Origin of the sequence: Paenibacillus sp. FSL M8-0334 (genome assembly GCF_038000405.1) — a bacterium.
In the GTDB taxonomy this organism is placed as follows: domain Bacteria; phylum Bacillota; class Bacilli; order Paenibacillales; family Paenibacillaceae; genus Paenibacillus_AQ; species Paenibacillus_AQ campinasensis.
Genome location: NZ_JBBOCH010000001.1, coordinates 489,055 through 507,707, shown reverse-complemented (window position 1 = coordinate 507,707; position 18,653 = coordinate 489,055). Strand labels below are relative to the sequence as shown.

The 18,653-nt window shown below is 53.4% G+C and carries 14 protein-coding genes; 10 read left to right on the top strand and 4 right to left on the bottom strand.

All coding sequences use genetic code 11. The features are described from left to right. Window positions 1–93 precede the first annotated feature (93 nt). Entirely contained in the window at window positions 94–1,668 is a 1,575-nt protein-coding gene (locus MKX64_RS02290; RefSeq protein ID WP_095397411.1) for an FAD-dependent oxidoreductase, read from the bottom strand. Between the two features lie 389 nt (window positions 1,669–2,057). Between MKX64_RS02290 and MKX64_RS02285 the strand changes: the two genes are divergently transcribed. Further along, window positions 2,058–3,107, top strand: coding sequence for a pectinesterase family protein (locus MKX64_RS02285; protein WP_341035269.1), 1,050 nt, complete (start codon window positions 2,058–2,060; stop codon window positions 3,105–3,107). Window positions 3,108–3,141: 34 nt separating this feature from the next. Here the strand turns inward: MKX64_RS02285 and MKX64_RS02280 are convergent, their stop codons facing one another. Next, window positions 3,142–5,454 (bottom strand): helix-turn-helix domain-containing protein, encoded by a 2,313-nt coding sequence (locus MKX64_RS02280; protein ID WP_230875540.1) that lies wholly within the window; start codon window positions 5,452–5,454, stop codon window positions 3,142–3,144. 252 nt (window positions 5,455–5,706) lie between these two features. On the opposite strand from MKX64_RS02280, the gene MKX64_RS02275 reads away from it, so the two are divergent. The 9 genes from MKX64_RS02275 (at window position 5,707) to MKX64_RS02235 (ending at window position 16,411) form a co-directional block, all read left to right on the top strand. Continuing rightward, on the top strand, window positions 5,707–7,170 hold the full coding sequence (locus MKX64_RS02275; protein WP_230875565.1) for an extracellular solute-binding protein: 1,464 nt from the start codon (window positions 5,707–5,709) through the stop codon (window positions 7,168–7,170). 387 nt (window positions 7,171–7,557) lie between these two features. Then, a complete protein-coding gene (locus tag MKX64_RS02270; RefSeq protein WP_095263035.1) occupies window positions 7,558–9,090 on the top strand; it encodes an extracellular solute-binding protein in 1,533 nt (510 codons plus the stop codon). 86 nt (window positions 9,091–9,176) lie between these two features. After that, a complete protein-coding gene (locus MKX64_RS02265; protein ID WP_095263036.1) occupies window positions 9,177–10,145 on the top strand; it encodes an ABC transporter permease in 969 nt (322 codons plus the stop codon). Between the two features lie 20 nt (window positions 10,146–10,165). Then, window positions 10,166–11,044 carry a carbohydrate ABC transporter permease gene (locus tag MKX64_RS02260; protein ID WP_095263037.1) on the top strand — a complete coding sequence of 293 codons (879 nt, stop codon included), beginning with the start codon at window positions 10,166–10,168 and terminating at the stop codon, window positions 11,042–11,044. A gap of 23 nt (window positions 11,045–11,067) precedes the next feature. Further along, a complete protein-coding gene (locus tag MKX64_RS02255; RefSeq protein WP_095263038.1) occupies window positions 11,068–12,459 on the top strand; it encodes a family 43 glycosylhydrolase in 1,392 nt (463 codons plus the stop codon). Between the two features lie 24 nt (window positions 12,460–12,483). Next, window positions 12,484–13,617: a hypothetical protein gene (locus tag MKX64_RS02250; protein ID WP_341035268.1), complete on the top strand. Its 1,134-nt coding sequence runs from the start codon at window positions 12,484–12,486 to the stop codon at window positions 13,615–13,617. Beyond that, entirely contained in the window at window positions 13,610–14,902 is a 1,293-nt protein-coding gene (locus MKX64_RS02245; RefSeq protein WP_095263040.1) for an MFS transporter, read from the top strand. The genes MKX64_RS02250 and MKX64_RS02245 overlap by 8 nt, the downstream gene beginning before the upstream one ends. A gap of 252 nt (window positions 14,903–15,154) precedes the next feature. Next, window positions 15,155–15,481 (top strand): cupin domain-containing protein, encoded by a 327-nt coding sequence (locus tag MKX64_RS02240; protein ID WP_095263041.1) that lies wholly within the window; start codon window positions 15,155–15,157, stop codon window positions 15,479–15,481. 132 nt (window positions 15,482–15,613) lie between these two features. Continuing rightward, entirely contained in the window at window positions 15,614–16,411 is a 798-nt protein-coding gene (locus tag MKX64_RS02235) for an alpha/beta hydrolase (RefSeq protein WP_095263042.1), read from the top strand. A 143-nt stretch (window positions 16,412–16,554) separates the two neighbouring features. Here the strand turns inward: MKX64_RS02235 and MKX64_RS02230 are convergent, their stop codons facing one another. Continuing rightward, window positions 16,555–17,652: an ABC transporter permease gene (locus MKX64_RS02230; RefSeq protein ID WP_095263043.1), complete on the bottom strand. Its 1,098-nt coding sequence runs from the start codon at window positions 17,650–17,652 to the stop codon at window positions 16,555–16,557. Next, window positions 17,612–18,652: an ABC transporter ATP-binding protein gene (locus MKX64_RS02225; RefSeq protein ID WP_244908046.1), complete on the bottom strand. Its 1,041-nt coding sequence runs from the start codon at window positions 18,650–18,652 to the stop codon at window positions 17,612–17,614. The genes MKX64_RS02230 and MKX64_RS02225 overlap by 41 nt, the downstream gene beginning before the upstream one ends. Between the last annotated feature and the right edge of the window lies 1 nt (window position 18,653).

The window sequence follows — 18,653 nt, the reverse complement described above, 5'->3', positions numbered from 1 at the left end:
CCGCGTTGGAAGAGCAACTGAAAAAAGCGATCCGAACCGGCATTCTGGCCAGGTTTGGATCGCTTTTTGTCTTGTATTCAGCCTGCTGGTGTTTTATACCGGGCGGAGCGATGGCCATTGCAGCTCAATGCCTTCGTTAACCAGCCTTTGCTGAAAGTTTGCCAGCTTCTCTTCGTCATTGCGGACCTCGGTTGGGAGGGCGTTGTGGTCAAGACAGTATCCGAGCAGGTAGCCCGCGGCCTCTCCGATGTTCCACTCCACCGGATGCAGCCGATAGCAGCCATTCGTAATATGGGTGACCCCGATGTTTTTGCTGGCTGCGAGCACATTGCGGACCCGTTTCGGGATCAGGCTGCCAAGCGGAATCTGGAACGGCAGTGACGATATGTCGATGTATGGCCGATTGCCTGTGCTCGGATGGAGGTCAATCCGGTAGCAGCCGATGCCGACGGAATCGAAGAAGGTTTCGGCCACTCCGCTCGGTCTAGCGTCGGTCGCTACATGCTGCTCAAGGACGGTAAATTCAGCCAGAATTCGTCTGGACTCCCGGATGTACGGGTACATGGCGAGGCCGTCCTCGGTGCCCACGACATCAGGACGAAGGCGCAGTCCCGGGTAGCCCTGCTTGCCGTCGGGGCGCGGCGCTTCGGTCTGCAGCCAGTACAGCAAGGACAGGCTTAGCTGCTTGGCTTCATACAGATGCCGCTCCACCTTCTCCTGCGGAACATCAATGATCGACCCGAGCCAGTAGTCGTTCTGCGGCCAGTTCACCAAGGATACCGGACTGGCAAATGCCCCCTCTGCAAAATGGTCAGGGTTCAGAATTTGCCGATATTGAAACAGCGAGAACCTCCCGTATCCCGGAAAGATTTCATAATCGATCGGCTCGTTGGTAGACGGCTTCACCGCCCTGAGGCTAAGCAGCCGGTCCGGCCAAAAGTCCGGCTTGTACTGGCGCCAAAAATCGTACATGTCGGGCTTGGCAATCGTATGATCTTCATCTTCGAAATAATCGACGGCATAACAGTAGGTGAAGCCCTGCATGTCTTGGGGCAGGGGCTCGCCGTCGACCGCATGGGGCTCTCCGGTCTGCGCAATGGACTCAGCGCCCGTCACATATTCAATGCCTGCCAGCGGCAACAGATCGCCAAGCTCGGTTGCGTCGATGAAATACGGTGCGTGGAGGGCGATGTGATCGCCGGTATCCAGCTGCTTGACCGTGACGCTCTCTACATGATCCCCTTGAACTTCAGCCTTCGTAACGGCGGTATGGTACAGAATACGTACCCTGCCGCTATGCACATACGGGGCCAGCATTTGATGCAGCACTGCGAGCGCAGCCCGGGGTTCGTGGCATAGGCGGCTGACGGTGCCGCTGCCGGGATTGAGATTCCGCACAGCTCTTGCCGCAGGCGTCATCGGGAAGTGATCCCGATAATACTGGCGCACGCCATCGCGAAATTGTCTGTAGCTTCGGGTGCAGCCGAAGGATTCAATCCAGGGGTGTTCATCCGGCGGGACGGCCTGGCTTGTGAGCTGCCCGCCGATCCAGGAAGTTTCTTCTGTCATAATGACTGTTTTTCCGGATTTTGCTGCAGCTATCGCTGCTGCGGTTCCGCCTGTTCCGCCGCCCAAAATGACGATATCAGCTTGCATTTCTCGCATCATAATTGCAGATCTCCTTTGGTTTGGTATTGAAACAGACTAGGGTGAAAAAGATAACTATTTTCATTGTAGAGGCTTCCCCAGCGGATGAGTACCGGATAGGCGTGACCTTTTTTGGTAAAATGATGCGTTGTTTCACCCGGTTCGTGCCTTAAACGTGACCGGGCAGACGAAGGTTAGGCAGGCCGATAATCATCACATGGGATATGCCCGCCATCATAGGGGAGAGAGGAGCATCTAATGGCTGGATTGTAGGCGGAATAAGGTGTGTTTTATACAATAAGGCATATACAGGGTTTCGCGGCCGTCTTGGCAGGTGAGTGCCTGCAACGAGGGTACGAAGATGATACGATTGCCGTGCTTGATATGGCGGGCGATAGGGGGAAGGATCGATGGGGATATCGAATCAGGAAGGCCGGAGCATTATCGTTGCTCAGGATGGGAGCGGGCATTGCCGCACGGTTCAGGAGGCGATTGACCTGGCGCCGGCGGGATCGGCGGGGAACTGGACCGTCATCAGGATAAAGCGTGGCGTGTACAAGGAGAAGGTTCATATTGATAAGCCGTTTCTTTATTTAAAGGGAGAGCATGCGAATGACACAATCATTACCTACAATGACTATGCCAGAAAGCGGTTCCCGGACGGCTCGGAGTATAAGACGTTTAACTCTTACACGATTCTATTCGGGGCGGATGATATCGTGGCTGAGGATATCACCTTTCGCAATGATGCGGGGCGGGGCGAGCTGGTCGGGCAGGCGCTCGCGGCTTATGTGGACGGGGATCGTGTCTGTTTTCGCGAATGCCGGTTTATCGGGCATCAGGACACGCTGTTCACCGGTCCGTTGCCGGACAAGCCGCTGCAGGGCGGAAGCTTCGGCGGACCGCGGGAGGGAGAGCCAAGGAGAGCGGTTCACCGGCAGTGGTATGATCGCTGCTACATTGAGGGCGACGTTGATTTCATATTCGGTTCGGCTACGGCTGTTTTTACAGCATGCGATATCTACTCCCGCAATCGTCTAACCGAGGAGAACCAGGCGAATGTTAAGCTTCATCCTCATATCAGCGGCTGGGTAACGGCAGCGTCGACGCCGGAGGGTAGAAGCTACGGCTACGTGTTTATAGATTGCAGGCTGATTGGCGACGCCCCCCCGGAGAGTGTCTATCTGGGCCGACCGTGGCGCAATGATGCGAAGGTCGCTTATATCCGCTGCTGGATGGGGGCGCATATCCGGCGCGAAGGATGGGACAACTGGAACAAACCCGAAAGTGAAGCCACCGTCACGTATGTAGAATATGAGAGCAGCGGCCCAGGGGCGGTCTCTCACAGGCGTGTCCCCTGGTCAGCTCAGATTGACGAGGCAGAAGCCGAGAGCTACGCGCTAGGCAGCGTACTAAGCGAGGGCGGGTCGTGGGACTGGGAGAAGCGGAGGCTGACTTAAAGGAAGAAGGGGAGCGCACCTGCATATTCTGCGCTCACCCTTCTTGCCTGTATTTGCTCCGATATTGTCCAGGGGTCATGCCTTCAAGCTTCCGGAAGGAACGAATGAAGTTCTGGGAATTGTTATAGCTTAACTTCTCGGCAATTTCCTTAATCGGCATATCGGTTTCAACGAGCCATTTTTTTGACATTTTGAATCGGTACTGGGTCAGATACTCGCTGAAGGACATATTGGTTTCCTTCTTAAACACACTGCTCAGATAAAAATTGTTATAGTGCAGACGGGAAGCACATTCTTCAAGTGTAATGTTGCGGTCGAATTCGTTGCGGATCATTTCGATCATTTGCTCGGACAAGTTCTGGTATTGCGACTGCTGCCGGTCGCGGAACACTTTCACCATCGGCTGAATGACTCGGGTATGGAACCATCTCTCGATGTCGGAGCTTGTGTACAGCTTCAGCAGCTCCTCGACAAGGGAGCCGTCCTGGATATGGACCTGCTCCAGCATAATCCCGCTCTCCTGCATGACAATCATCAGATCATTCAACAGCCGGATCAGTGAGATTTGATATTCATGCGGAGTCCGGTCTTTGTGAAATACATCGGACAGCCACTGTCCAAGCAACTCCAGCGCGCGTTCCTCATCGGCCAGCTTGATCGCGTCGATCAGCTCGTTCTCCACCTGAGTCGGATAGAAGTACACGCGGGTATGTTTCCCGGAGTTCAGACTGTGATAAGGAATGATGACGCCTGTGCCAAGCTTGATCCGGTGCTTTAGCGCCTCAAGCCCTTCCTGATAAGCGCGCGCAGTTTTGAACAGATTGCTGTACGGCAGGCTGATGCCGATGCTGACATCCAGATCAAGAAAGGAACGGGTCGTTTTCTGAATTTCCTCGGACAGCTTGTAGATATAGTCGTTGAATTGCTCAAGGGTGATCTCGCCGCGCCCGATCAGGGTAACCTGGGTTTGATCAATAATGACCGACGGGAGCCTGTGCTCGGACGGTATAATTTCTTCAATCATGTTATGAATGGCAAACAGCAGCAGGTCGCTGTCCTTTCGTTCATAACGGGTTTCGTCCAGCATATCGATCTGGAGGGTAAAGACCGCCATGCGCTCCCACTTCGATACCAGTTCCCGGTAACCGAACAGCTCGATCTGCTCTTCCGCCTCGGGAGCATTGATCTTGCCCAGAAACAGCTTGTGCAGGAAGAAGGTGCGAACCTGCTGGCTATGCTGGCGCAGCTCGTTGCGAAGCTGCGTGTTGGACTGGAACATGTCACGGATATGTTCATCGATAATTTGCAGCTCGTTCTTCTTATTCGCCTGAATTTCCGGCAGACGCTCCACAATGCTCTCGAAAATATGCCGGATCGGCGTATACATCCTGCGCGTGCCGAGCCACACAACAAGCAGGCTGAAGCCGATCATGACCAGGCAGATGTACAGTGTAAACCATCCGATGGAGCGGGATTCCTTAGTCACTGCGGCCATCTCGGTTAAGGAGGCGTACAGCCAGCCGTTGAAATCGGAACGAACATAGGTGATGGACACCGGCTTGCCGTCAATTCTCGTCTCGAACTGCCCCGACTTGCTGTCGAAGCGCTCCAAGTCTTCTTGCTCATAGCCGGTATCGGTCAAGTAACGGCCGAGCTTGCCGGGTTCCGGATGAACGACGATCCGATAATCATGGTCAAGCACCATAACCTCCCGCGTATCGGAAGGACTGTCCATCATGGCAGCAAGGCTGCAGCTTGGAATAGTCGCTACGGCTATGCCGCGCGCCTCGGAGGAGGACAGCGGCATTTTCTTCGCAAGCGTGATCGTATATGGGCAAGCATAGCTCTGGGTGTCGCTTGAGCCCAGGGATTCGGTTTCGAGAAGGAGCCAGTTCGAATTGCTTTTTAATTCCATTAACGACAGCAATGTATCACTGGAAGCGTATTCATAAAAGTCGTACATTCCCCGGTTGTTGACGAGCCAGTTCATCGTGGCGTTGGCCAGAATGACATCCGTCACCTTCGTCTCCGGTGATTGCAGCAAACTTAGTTCTTCTCTCAGCTTGTTGTAGAGCTGGAAATCATAGTAGGACAGAGGGCGATACAGCGCCTCTTGCAAAATATTGGAATTGATAACATAGTTAAGTGTATAGTCTACGGTCTTGAGGACCTGCTCCAAATTGCTGTTCGTTTGGTTCATAAGCTGGATATTGCTGCTGTTCACATGGCTTTGTACTGAGGCGGACGATTTCATAAAAGAGAAAAATCCAAGCGCGATCAACGGAATAATGCTGATGACGCAGCCGAACAGTATCATTTTGGAATAAAGACTGTTTTTTGGATGCAAAGGGTACACCTTCCCGTTTAACAAAGTGTATAATCATTGTATTGGTAACGCTCTCATGATTCAATAATCATTTCATAAAGAATAATCACTGGATTGGGATATTGTGGATTTTACGAGGAACTGTCTGCTGTTATTCGAATCATAATGCGAAATATGCTTGAGCGCGGAGGTGGGCTTGTTATGAAGGGGCGTCTATCGGGAAATGTATGGATTGTACTGTCCGGGGCTGTGTTAATAGTGATGTGTTTGCTTATGTTGCGATCGATGGCGCTGGATAATCGCACCGAAGCAGCCGGAGGAGACATCTTGTCTATCTCGATTATGGCCAATCTGCATACAGCGGAGATTCCATCCAATAAGATCAAACAGATGATCGAGGAACATACCGGCACCGAGCTTAACGTGCAGTGGGTTCCGGACGGGATCTACGATGAAAAGGTATATGCGTCGCTGACGACAGGCACGCTTCCGAAAGCACTCTATTTGAAAAATGCGGCCTCGCTGCCGTTTTTTCGTGATGAAATTCGAGCGGGCTTGTTTTGGGAGATTGGGCCGTTCATTCCTGAATATCCGAATTTATCGAGGCTGAAGCCGGAAGTGCTGAACAACACCTCGGTGGACGGCAAGCTATACAGCTTGTATCAGGAACGGGCTTTGTCGAGGCAGGGAATCATTTACCGCAAGGACTGGGCCGATCGCTTGGGACTTCAAGCGCCGACGACGCTTGATGAGCTATACCTCATGTTGAAAGGGTTTACATTTGATGACCCGGACGGCAATGGCAAGCAGGATACCTATGGCCTAACGGATCGGAATGACCTGATCTACGGGGCATTCAAGACGATTTCATCATACTTTGGCACTCCGAATGATTGGGGCTGGAAGGACGGTTCATTGCTGCCGGAGTTTATGTTTCCGCAGTATATGGAGACGATGAAGTTGTTCCGTCAGTTGCATGAGGAGGGGCTCATTAATCCGAATTTCCCGGTGACCAGCAAGCAGGATCAACAGGAGCTCTTTGTGAAGGGAAAGGCCGGTGTATACGTTGGAGCGATGGGGGATGTCATCACCCTGGAATCCAAGTTGAAGCAGCATGATCCCAGCGCTGTGCTGGATGTTCATAACCGGATTCTCGGGCCTGAGGGATATGGCATCTGGGCGAATCAAGGCTACGGAACGGTCGTGCTGTTCCCTAAATCCGCCATCGCTACCGAGGAAGAGCTGAGGCAGGTACTATCTTTTTATGACCAGCTGATGAGTCCGGAACTGGCCAATCTGATCTACTGGGGAGTGAAGGAGGAGCACTATACTATTCGGGAAGGGAAGGCGATGGCCGTGGACTCCCATTGGTTAAAGGAGAAGGAAGTAAAGCCGTATCAGTCGCTCATGATCGGAGGCTTCAGCACCATTCCGGGCATGCTGCAGCCGATTACCCTGAACGAAGTCAAGGAGAAAGCGGAACGGTTAATCTATGATAATGAACAATTCTTGATATATGATCCGACAGATCCGCTGGAATCTCCGCTGGATAGCGAGATTGGCGTGCGGCTACAGGAGATCATTCGGGATGCTACGTACCAATTTATGATCGGGATGCTGGATGAAGCCGGGTTCCAGGCGGAGGTGGAGCGGTGGCTTCAGCAAGGTGGGGAGAGAATTATCCGGGAATATAATGAGGCTTATGCTCAAACGGCCGGGACGTTGTCACCGGATTAAATGAAGGGAGCCAGACTAGGGCCAGGGCCAGCGGCTTGACATGATGAAAGGCTTATTCGCACAAACATAAATGTAGCCGCGACTGTAGGCAAATGCCTGATATTACATACACGCAACCGATCTTTTAAGCCGCTTGAATTCGCACGCGCTCACCCTATGACGCGGGATTCAAGCGGCTTGTTCTTCGTCTGCTGCCTGTCCACAACGGGATCCTTGGAACCGTGATAATCATTAGATTAGTTTTCCGCTCCTTCGGATGGAGCGGAAACGAAGGAATGGCGTGCACGGCGCATCCCCAATCTCAAGATTATATACGTACCGGGAGGCGGTGTTTTAAGCTGTTCCTGTCAACATTTCAAATTTCAATTAAAACGGAGGTCAGAAAAAATGAAAAAGACAAAAGCCAGCACTGTCTTGGCAATTGTAACCGCTTTAGCGGTATTGGCCGGCTGCGGCGGAGGCGGAGGAAGCGCATCCGGAACGAAGCAGCAGGGCAGCGGCGCTCAGGGAGAGAGCGATCAGCCAGTAGCCATCACGATTATGGCTAACCTCCACACCCCGGAAGTTCCTTCAGACAAAATCGAGAAATTAATTGAAGAGAAAACAAACACGAAGCTAGAGATTCAGTGGGTTCCAGACGGCACGTACGATGAAAAGGTGAATGCATCCTTTGCTACCGGCACGCTGCCGCAGGTAACGCTGCTGAAGAATGCCGCCTCTCTTATTAATATGAGAGATGCAATCCGCAACGGGCAGTTCTGGGAAATTGGGCCTTATCTTCAGGACTACCCGAATTTGAGCAAATTGAAACCGGAAGTATTGAAGAACACGGCGGTGGACGGCAAAATCTACGCCATCTATCGCGAGGTGCCGCTATCCCGTCAGGGCATCATCTACCGCAAGGACTGGGCTGACAAGCTTGGACTCGGCGCTCCGACAACGATTGACGAGTTCTACGAGATGCTGAAGCAGTTCAAGGAGAACGATCCGGACGGCAACGGACAGAACGATACGATCCCGCTCACCGACCGCAACGATCTCGTCTACGGCGCATTCAAGACGGTAAGCTCCTGGTTCGGCACGCCGAACAACTGGGGTGAGAAGGACGGCCAGCTTCTGCCTGAATTCATGTTCCCTGAGTACGTGGAAACGATGAAGTTCTTCAAGAAGCTTCATCAGGAAGGGTTGATCAATCAGGACTTCCCGGTGACAAGTAAAACCGACCAGCAGAACTTGCTGACCACAGGCAAAGCAGGGGTATATATCGGTGCAATGGGCGATGTGTCCAGCTTAGAGCCGAAGGTGCTGGAGATTAATCCGGATGCGGAGCTTGACGTGCAGAACAAAATTGACGGTGGTCCAAACGGCTTTGGCGTATGGTCCGTACCAGGGTACGGTTCGGTGACCCTGTTCCCGAAAACGGCGATCAAGACAGAGGAAGAGCTCAAGCAAGTGCTGTCCTTCGTGGATCAGCTGATGAGCCCCGAACTGGCGAACCTGATCTACTGGGGAATCGAGGGCGAGCACCACACGCTTGAGGACGGTCAGGTCATTACAACCGAAGACACGAAGCTTTGGGATCGCGAAGTGAAGCCTTATCAGGTGCTTCAGGTCGGCGGACCGCTCACGGTTGAAGGCTTTCTGGAAGCGAAGCATACAAGACCGGTGAAAGCCAAAGCTGAGGCGCTCATTGTGGAGAACAATGATTTCCTGATCGAAGACCCTGCTGCAGCGCTCGATTCCAAAACCTATAACGAAAAAGGCGTGCAGCTCCAAGAGCTTATCAAGGATGCAACCTACCGCTTCATGCTTGGCGATATCGACGAGGATGGCTTCCAGGCCGCTGTGGACAACTGGCTGAACAGCGGAGGCCAACAGATCATCGATGAATTCAACGCATCAAACGAGGCTTCGAAATAACAGTACACGAGTATCCCGTCTCCCGAAGACCGAGCAGCCCGCTCGGCCTTCGGGTATTGTCGGGAACAGAAAGGAAGTCGAGGATCATGAGTGAGACAGCTGTGAGCACCGGGATGAATCCAGATGTAGATGTAAAGCCGCCCAAGCAAGATTCAGGACGGATGAAGCGAATAATCAAAAACCGAGCTATCTATATGATGATTCTTCCCGGGTTCTTATACTTCCTGATCTTTAAATACATCCCGATGTCGGGATTGGTAATTGCTTTTCAGGACTATCAAGCATTTCTGGGAGTAATGAACAGCCCCTGGGTAGGGTTCAAGCATTTCGAACGTCTGTTCACAGAGCCGATGTTTTTTACGATATTAAGCAATACCTTAATACTGTTCATGATGAATCTTTTGTTCTATTTTCCGGTGCCGATCATTCTCGCCTTGATGCTGAATGAGGTGCGGCGCGAAGTATTCAAGCGTTTTATCCAGACGATGGTATACATTCCTCACTTCATGTCGTGGGTCATCATCGTATCGATTTCATTTGTCATGCTGTCCATGGACCGCGGGATCATCAATGAGCTGCTGGCGATGATGGGCTTTGAGAAAATCAATTTCCTGATGAGCAGCGACTGGTTCAGGCCAATGTATGTGCTCCAGGTCATATGGCGTGAAGCCGGCTGGGGGACAATTATCTATCTGGCAGCGATGGCGGCGATTGACCCGGGATTGTACGAGGCTTCCCGCATCGACGGGGCCAGCAGGTTCCGCCAAATCTGGCATATTACCCTTCCTTCGATCCGCAGTGTCATCGTGGTGTTGCTGATTTTGAAGATCGGGGATGTGCTGGAGCTTGGATTTGAGCATGTCTATCTGCTGCTGAACTCGATGAACCGGGAAGTGGCGGAAATATTCGATACGTATGTATATACCGCAGGGCTTCGGCAGGGGCAGTTCAGCTTCAGTACGGCGGTCGGATTCTTCAAGTCGATCATCGGTCTGATTATGGTAATGCTGGCCAACTGGCTGGCCAAAAAAGCCGGCGAAGAGGGCATCTATTAAGATGAGAAAGGTGGAGCGCTATGGTACATGACAAAACAATACCGAGCCGGATTTTCGATATCGTCAATTATACGCTATTGTTGATTATCGGCCTCGTTACAATTCTGCCTTTCCTGCATGTCATCGCCGGTTCGTTTACGACGGTGGCTGAGCTGGCACAGAAGCGGTTTGTCCTGTTCCCGACGGAATGGTCGCTGGACGCTTACAGATATATATTTTCAACGAATACCATATTCAAATCCCTTGGCGTTTCTGTCGGGGTCACGTTCTTCGGCACGATGTTCAGCATGCTGCTGACATGTCTGATGGCCTATGGCCTGTCTCGCAAAGATTTGGACGGACGCAATTTCATTATGTTCATGGTCGTATTTACGATGCTGTTCAGCGGCGGCATGATCCCGACCTTCCTCGTGGTGAAGGAGCTTGGCATGATCGATACGTATGCGGCGCTGATCGTACCGACGGCGATTAATGCATTCAACCTTATCATTATGAGGAACTTTTTTCAGAACCTGCCCGAAGGTCTTGAGGAATCTGCCAAAATTGACGGTGCCGGCGACTGGGGGATTTTGTTCCGGATTGTCATTCCGCTGTCCATGCCTGCGATTGCAACGATTTCGCTGTTCTATGCCGTGACCTACTGGAACACGTACATGCAGGCGATTCTGTATCTGAATGACGGAGCCAAGTGGCCGGTGCAGGTTATTTTGCGCCAGATCGTTATCCTGGCCAGCGGGCTGACCGCCGACACCTCCAGCATGGAGGACTTTGTCCGGCCGCCAGAGCAGACGGTGAAGATGGCGGTTATCGTGGTGGCGACGCTTCCGATTTTGTGCGTATATCCGTTCTTGCAGAAGCATTTTGCCAAGGGGGCCCTGCTCGGCTCGATTAAAGGATAATAAGAACACTTGGAGGAGCTCTCATGGAGAACAAGCTGTACGCGCCTATTATTGGCGGGAACTACGCCGATCCTTCCATTATTCGGGTCGGTGAAGATTATTATATGACGCATTCTTCCTATAAGCTGACACCTGGACTCATCATTTGGCATTCCCGGGATCTGCTCCATTGGACGAAAGTTGGCGCTGCGCTGACCCGCTATGGCGGGGATGTGTGGGCGCCCGATTTTGCCGTGCATAACGGGCGCTACTATATCTATTATCCTGCCGGAGGGACGAACTGGGTCGTAACGGCGGAGCATCCGGCCGGTCCGTGGAGTGAACCGGTCAATCTCGGAATTAAGGGGATTGACCCTGGTCATACGGTTGGTCCGGACGGTAAGCGCTATCTGCATATGTCCGGCGGATACATTGTTGAATTGAGCGATGACGGACTGTCGGTGGCCGGCGAGGCAAGGGAAATCTACGAGGGCTGGCGCTATCCGGAGGATTGGGTGGTCGAAGGGTACAGCCTGGAAGGCCCTAAGGTCACCTATCATAACGGCTATTACTATTTGACCGTGGCCGTCGGAGGGACAGCCGGTCCGCCTACGAGCCATATGGCGGTGTCATCAAGGTCCAGGACGCCTTGGGGACCGTGGGAGCATTCCCCGTATAATCCGGTGGTCCGCACCTGGAGCAAGGAAGAGGCGTGGTGGTCCAAGGGACATGCATCGCTTATTGATGCACCGGACGGGCAATGGTGGATGGTCTATCATGCCTATGCAAGCGGCTATCATACGCTCGGAAGACAGACGCTGCTGGAGCCGATTGAATGGACAGAAGACGGCTGGTTCCGCGCGGCTGGCAAGGCAGAAGCCAATCCGGCTGCTGAAGCCTTCAAGTTCCAAGATTCCTTCCAGGAACCGGGCCTTTGCCTGGAGTGGCAGACAGAAGGCACAGAACCGGAACAGCGTTTTCGAACCGGTCCGGGTGGGCTGATTGCGTCCGGAGCTTCGGAGAAGGAGCGGCACTCGCCTTTATTTTATATGCCGGCGCACAAGCGGTATATGGCAGAGGTAGAGGTTGCGCTGGAAGGGGAAGTCGAGGGGAGGCTCTTGCTGTATTACAACGACTATGCCTATTTGGGGCTTGGTGTACACGGCGGCGGAGTGCGGTTTTTCCGTTCCTTCAAAAATTATGCCACGATGCCAAGCGACAGCGGATACGCCTGGGTGCGGATCGTGAATGATGAGCACATCGTTTCTTTTTATTACAGTTTTGATGGCACGAAGTGGATGAAGTATGACAAGGTGGTGGACGCATCAGGCATGCACCATAATACGCTCGGCGGGTTTCAGAGCCTTCGCATCGGACTGGATGCCGTGGGCCGCGGCAAGGCGGTCTTCCGAAAATTCACTTATAAAGAGCTATAACTAGAGACGAAAGAAGGGAACGGAATGAAGCGGCGATTGGATGGTATTCTTGAACGGGGAGACGGATTGTTTGACGGCTTTTTTGAATGGCTTGAGGGCCAATACGATCCGGACTCCGGAGGCTTCTATTATGCGCGCAGTTCAAGGGATTCCGGGGAGTTTGTGCCGGATATCGAATCAACGGCTCAGGCGCTGAACATTATCGAGCGCTGCGGGCTTACCCCATACCTGACAGAGGACATGAAGAAGGGCGTTGTCCGTTTTTTTCAGAGCAGACAGGACCCAGAGACGGGGTATTTCTATGATGCCAATCCGAATATGAGACAAGACGACGTGATGGTGGGCCGCGCGCTCGGATACAGTCTTAGGGCACTCCGTAAATTCGGCGCGGAGCCGCTGTATCCGCTGCCGGGCAGCAGCCTTGGAGATGCGGCGAGTTCATTTCCGGATTACTGTCAATCGCCCGAAGCGTACGGCGAGTGGCTTCGCTCGATCAGTCTCGCAAACAGCTGGCGCGGCTGCGACAGGCTGTGCAACTCCGCTCCTTATTTAGCGCAGATGGAGGAGGAGAAGCGTGAGCCGTTTTTGCAGCAGGCGCTGTCTTATTTTGCAAGCATACAGAATCCAGAGACGGGACTCTGGGGCGAAGGCGCTCCCTACGTTCAAATATCCGGAACCTTCAAGCTGTTGACGTTCTACAGCAAATTTGAAGTGCCGCTTCCGCGTACTGAACAAATTTACAATGCGCTGCTTCATGCATTGCGGCATGAAACCGCATCGGACATGTGTTATATCCGCAATCCGATCAGTCTGCTATCGGCGATCCATGTCCCGATGACCGAAGAGGAGTTGACTGAGATCGCGGAGATCACACTGGACAACATGGCAAGGCTTAAGCGAACGGATGGCGGTTTTTCCAGAGAGATTGACCATTCACCGCCGGCGCCGAATGTGGCCCAGGTTAAACAGGGTGAGTATTACCCCGACATGCCAGCAGCGGTTCCGATCGGGAAAGGAGAGGTTGAAGGGGATATGAACGCCGGTACGCAGGCTGTTCTCATCCGCTATTCCCTGCGGCAATTTGCCGGACTGGATGAACAGATGCTGCCGGCTGCAAAGGTCTGGCTGTCCACCAGGCTTACCTCGGCGGATGGGTAGTTTCGGCAGATGGATCCGGGGGTCCGGGAGATCTTCTCCGGACAACCAGCTCTCCGAAGAAGCGCGTATCACCCTGTTCAACCACGGCATCTATCAATTCGGGAACGCTTTGGCGGCGATTTTGGTCAACCTGTATTTGTGGCGGCTCACGAGCGATCTATGGGTCAACGGAGTGTTCAATCTGATGACGCTGGCCGTGGCGCCGATGGCCTCGATTTTGATCGGAAAGGCAGCCAAGCAGAGGGACCGGCTGCTTGCCTATCGGCTGGGGATATATCTGACGGCGCTATTCTATCTGTGTATCCTGATTGCCGGTGAGCGGATGGTGGATTGGTATATCGCCTTTGCCCTTTTGAAAGGGATCTCCACCGCTTTTTACTGGCTTGGGCATTTCACGATGATTCAGGATGTGACAGATCATGAGAACCGGCACCGCTACCTCGGGCTGAATCTCATTATTACCAACGTCTCGCTGTTGGCTGGACCGGCGCTGGCCGGCGTGATCGTCGGATGGTCCGACGGGTTTCAAGGCTATACCTATGTGTATCTTTTGGCATTTCTGATGTTTGCTTATGCCTCGGTGAACAGCCTGAAAATGAAAAGACGGGAAACCCAGCATAAAGCCTATTATTTAAAATATGCGCTACAAATCATGCGGAAATATCCGGCTTATTACCGGTCCTTGCTGGGCTGGTTTGTGTTCGGGCTTCCACAAGGAATCCTCGCCTATATTCCGGCGATCCTGCTCTATCAGGCTGTGCCGAGGGAGGCCTTTGTCAATTACATGAATGTTGTCTTTTTGAGCGTCACGATCCTGTCAGGGTTTGCACTGGCCAAGTGGGGGCGGCCCGGGCTGAACAACCTGTATTTGAACATCGCTGCAGCCGGCTTCATTATCGGCTCGATCCCGCTGTTTGCCGGAATTGAGCTGTGGTCGGTCATTTTGTTCATGCTGTTGTTCTCTTGTGTAAAGCCGCTGCAAAACAACGCATATACCTCTTACTACTACAAGCTTAGCGGAGATCTTCCGCTCGGAGAGCATTTCAAGGTGGAGGCGGTGGTGCTGCGCGAAACGTTCACCAATGCCGGAAGATGTGCGGGCGTTATTCTGTACATGCTGATTTCGGTCCAGCTGGAGCAGGGCGCGCTGGTATGGGTGCTGACGGGCATTGCGCTGCTTCAGCTGCTGGTCGGCTGGTTGGCCTCGCCTTCGTTCCCGGCGTTCCGTATAGGAACCCTGCACAGGGACAACCGCAGTCCGGGTCTGGACGGAAAGGAAATGTAGCGGCAGCTACCAGATTCCCGGAATTCGCCCGGGATCAGCGGTTTTGCAGCAAGCGGGCCGCCCCAGTATAAACAGTCGCAAAAAGGATGCGGTAGGAGTAGGAGAACGATAGGCCTGCGGCGAAGTAGATACGGGAAATGATCGGCTGAAGGAAGCGAGGCTGAGCATGGATCTGTGAAGCGGCAGGCGGTGTACTGTCCGGGGAAACTCGGGAGGAGCAATGGATCACAAGCGAAGGAGGAATGGTTATTTATGGCACCCATCGGAGTATGGGAAGCGGCAGAGCCGGGCGTGAAACGGAAGCTGTTCCAGCCGGGAAAAGAACTGATGATGATGGAGGTTCATTTCGAGGAGGGAGCCATCGGCGCTTTGCATCGACATCCCCATGAACAGATGAGTTATTGCCTGAAAGGTTCTATCGAATTCTATATTGATGGCGAAATAACGGTCATCCGCGAAGGGGATACCATTGTCATCCCCGGCAATGCGGAGCATGGCGTCAAGGCGCTGGAGCCATCGGTCCTGCTGGACACATTCACACCGCTCAGACTGGACCTGCTTGCCAAGGGACAAGGGTGAAGAAGGAGCGGAAATGAAAGGGAGTCAGCCCACGTCCTAAGCTTCATGCATCGATGATCATACGCCAGACTGCTCCAGGGTCTTATAGCAGACTCTGGAGGCTGGCAATATAACCGAGAGGAGCTGCAGTGGATGAAACTATGGGAGAATATACAGCAAACCCCAGGCTATGAACCGGGAGAAGGGGCATTTGTGCCTGAAATAACGCCTTATCTGATTGAGGATGGAGTCGTTCGGGGCGCGGTGCTTGTGCTGCCTGGCGGTGGATACAGGCTCAGAGCGGATCATGAAGGGGAGCCGGTGGCCAAATGGCTGAACTCCATCGGTTTGTCGGCGTTTGTGGTGCATTATCGTGTGTCACCGTACCAGCATCCTTATCCGCTTCTGGATGCCAAACGAGCGATCCGACTTGTGCGATACCATGCCCAGGAATGGAACATCGATCAGAATCGTATCGGTATTCTGGGCTTTTCTGCTGGAGGGCATCTGGCCGCATGTGCAAGTACGCATTTTGATAAAGGGGATCCAGAGGCATCTGATCCGGTTGAACGGGAGAGCTCCCGTCCCGACATTTCGGTGCTGTGCTATCCGGTCATCTCATTCAAGCAATTTACGCATGAAGGGTCGGTAAGCCACCTGTTGGGGGATCATCCGACTGAGGCATTGCGGCGCGAGCTGTCCGGAGAACTCGCGGTCCAGCCGAACACGCCGCCGGCGTTTCTATGGCATACGGCCGACGACAGTGCAGTTCCGGTCGAGAACAGTCTGTTGTATGCGGGAGCGTTAAGTAAACATCATATTCCGTTCGGGCTTCACGTCTTCCCGCATGGACGACATGGACTTGGCCTGGCCGAGGATGTGCCGGATGTATCGCGGTGGACAAGCTTATGCGAGGAGTGGTTAAGAACGATCGGTTATCTAAAGGAGTAGGAAAAAGCGAGCTCTTCTCCATGATCGGACATGAGATCATGAAGGGTTCATCCAGAAGATAAGAAACAAGCTCATCTGAATCATGGCGATTCGGATGAGCTTGTTGTTTATATAGGTTCGCTGCTGATGAGGTAGTCCGCGAATCAGGCCCGTCCTCTGATCTCTTGGCGCAGGAACATCACGTATGAAATGGCAAAGCAGATCAGCGTGGCTGCAGTGAGGCCGGTAATTTGCGGCCACACGAGCAGCAGGCTTTGGCCGAATGGAAGCGGGCTGGCGATGGCGCCATATACCTGTTCGGTCGTCAGCGGCCCCAAATTTCGGATTGACGGCATCAGCAAGGTGCTCGCCGCCTCGTTAAACAGCGTGTACGGGGACAATCTTCCCAGCCATAGCATCATATTTTGATAGTTCAGCACATCATTCATCGTGGCGGTTGCGGCGTTCGGGGCTATGCCTCGGGCCAGCAGGTTCAGAATCATGTCAAAAAAGAAGCTGAAGAACAGCCACACCGCGATGCTGGAGAGCGCGGAGGTTGCCGGCTGGCGGAACCGCACCGAGAACGTGATGGACAGGTTGAGCCAGAAGGCGACGTAAAAGATCGTCACCACCAGAAAGCTGATCACCCGCAAAAATTCCTCGAAAGTAGGCGGGATGCCGATAATGAGTGTGCCGAGCGCCATCGTAAGCAAACCGAGCGTCAGAAACATCAGGCTGATGACCATGAGGGAAGCAACAAATTTGGCATTGAGCAGATCGTCGCGGTGGATCGGCTGGGCCATAATCCGGCTCAGTGTTCCCTTGTTGCGCTCGCTGTTGATAGCGTCAAATCCCATGCCGATTCCAAGCAGCGGGCCGAGAAACCCGACAAAGCCGATGAAGGTTGGGAGCGTGCCATCCGAGATGGTAAACAGCTTCAGAATGACAAAGTCATTCGTTTCGCTGTCCGAGCGGATCGCTTCCTGAATGCTGTTCATGGCCGTGTACAGCGACGCTACGCAAGTCAGGGCGATAATGCCAAGCAGCAGAATAAAACGCCAGCTCCGAATATGATCGGCCACTTCCTTGCGGATCAGTACCCCGAATGGAGATGGACCCGAATGATGCGCTCGCACGGAGTCACGGGCGGAAGGGCCCGGCCGTTTCGATAGCGACTGTTTCACTTTGGCGGCCAGACTGCTTGCGCTTGCTCCGAGGCTTTTAAGCTTGGCTGTAATGCTTGCTGTCGCTCTTCTCTCCATGCTTGTCGTCACCTCCTGCAAAATAACGATGGTAAATTTCGTCGAGGCCATATTGCTGTCTGCTCAGGGAGAACAGCCTTCCACCGCCCTCAACAATTCTTCTGGCAACTTCCGGACTGCAGTCTGTGCTTGAACGGATAATGAGCCTCACCGCAGTGTCCGGTTCAGGCACATCCGCTTCTGCCGGGCTGTTATCTGCTTGCAAGGAAGCGCCAACCTCCAGATGATGCACGCCCTCGATGCTTCGGATTTCATCCTGGAGGCGGGAGCTGTATCCGTCCATCTCGGCGGTGATGATAATCGGATCATCGGCAAACAAGGTGCGCGAGAGGCTTGAAACGTCGCCTTGAGCCAGCAGCTGCCCGCGGACGAACAGACCGACACGGTCGCAGATTTGCTGCACCTGATGCAGCTGGTGGGATGACAGGAGCACCGTCAGGTGCTGCTCGCGGCTGAGCTTTCTTATGAGGCCGAGCAGCTCCTCCATCCCTGTCGGGTCAATCCCGAGCGTAGGCTCATCGAGAATGATGATCTCGGGCGATTTCACCAGCACATCAGCCAGGCCGAGCCGCTGGCGCATCCCGCGGGAATAGGCTCCCGCTTTTTTATTCGCGGCATGAGTCAAGCCAACCTGCTCCAGCAGCTCTGTCGCTCTGCCGCGGGCTGTCTCCTCCGGGATGCCGTTCAAGCGAGCAGTGAGCATCAAATTCTCAAACCCGGTTCGATCTTCATAGAATCCGACATCGTCGGGCAAGTATCCGACCCGCCGCTTGACCGGAATCGGTTCTCTTGTCGGATTAAGCCCGAGGACGTTGATCGTCCCGGAATCCGGCTCACTCAGCCCAAGCAGCATCAGAATGGTAGTGGACTTGCCGGCGCCGTTCGGACCGAGCAGACCGAAAATCTCGCCGCGCTGGATTTGAAGAGACAGACCGTCAACCGCTTTGGTTCCGTTGTAGCTTTTGGTTAACTCGTGAATATCAATGACCGTTTCCGTCACG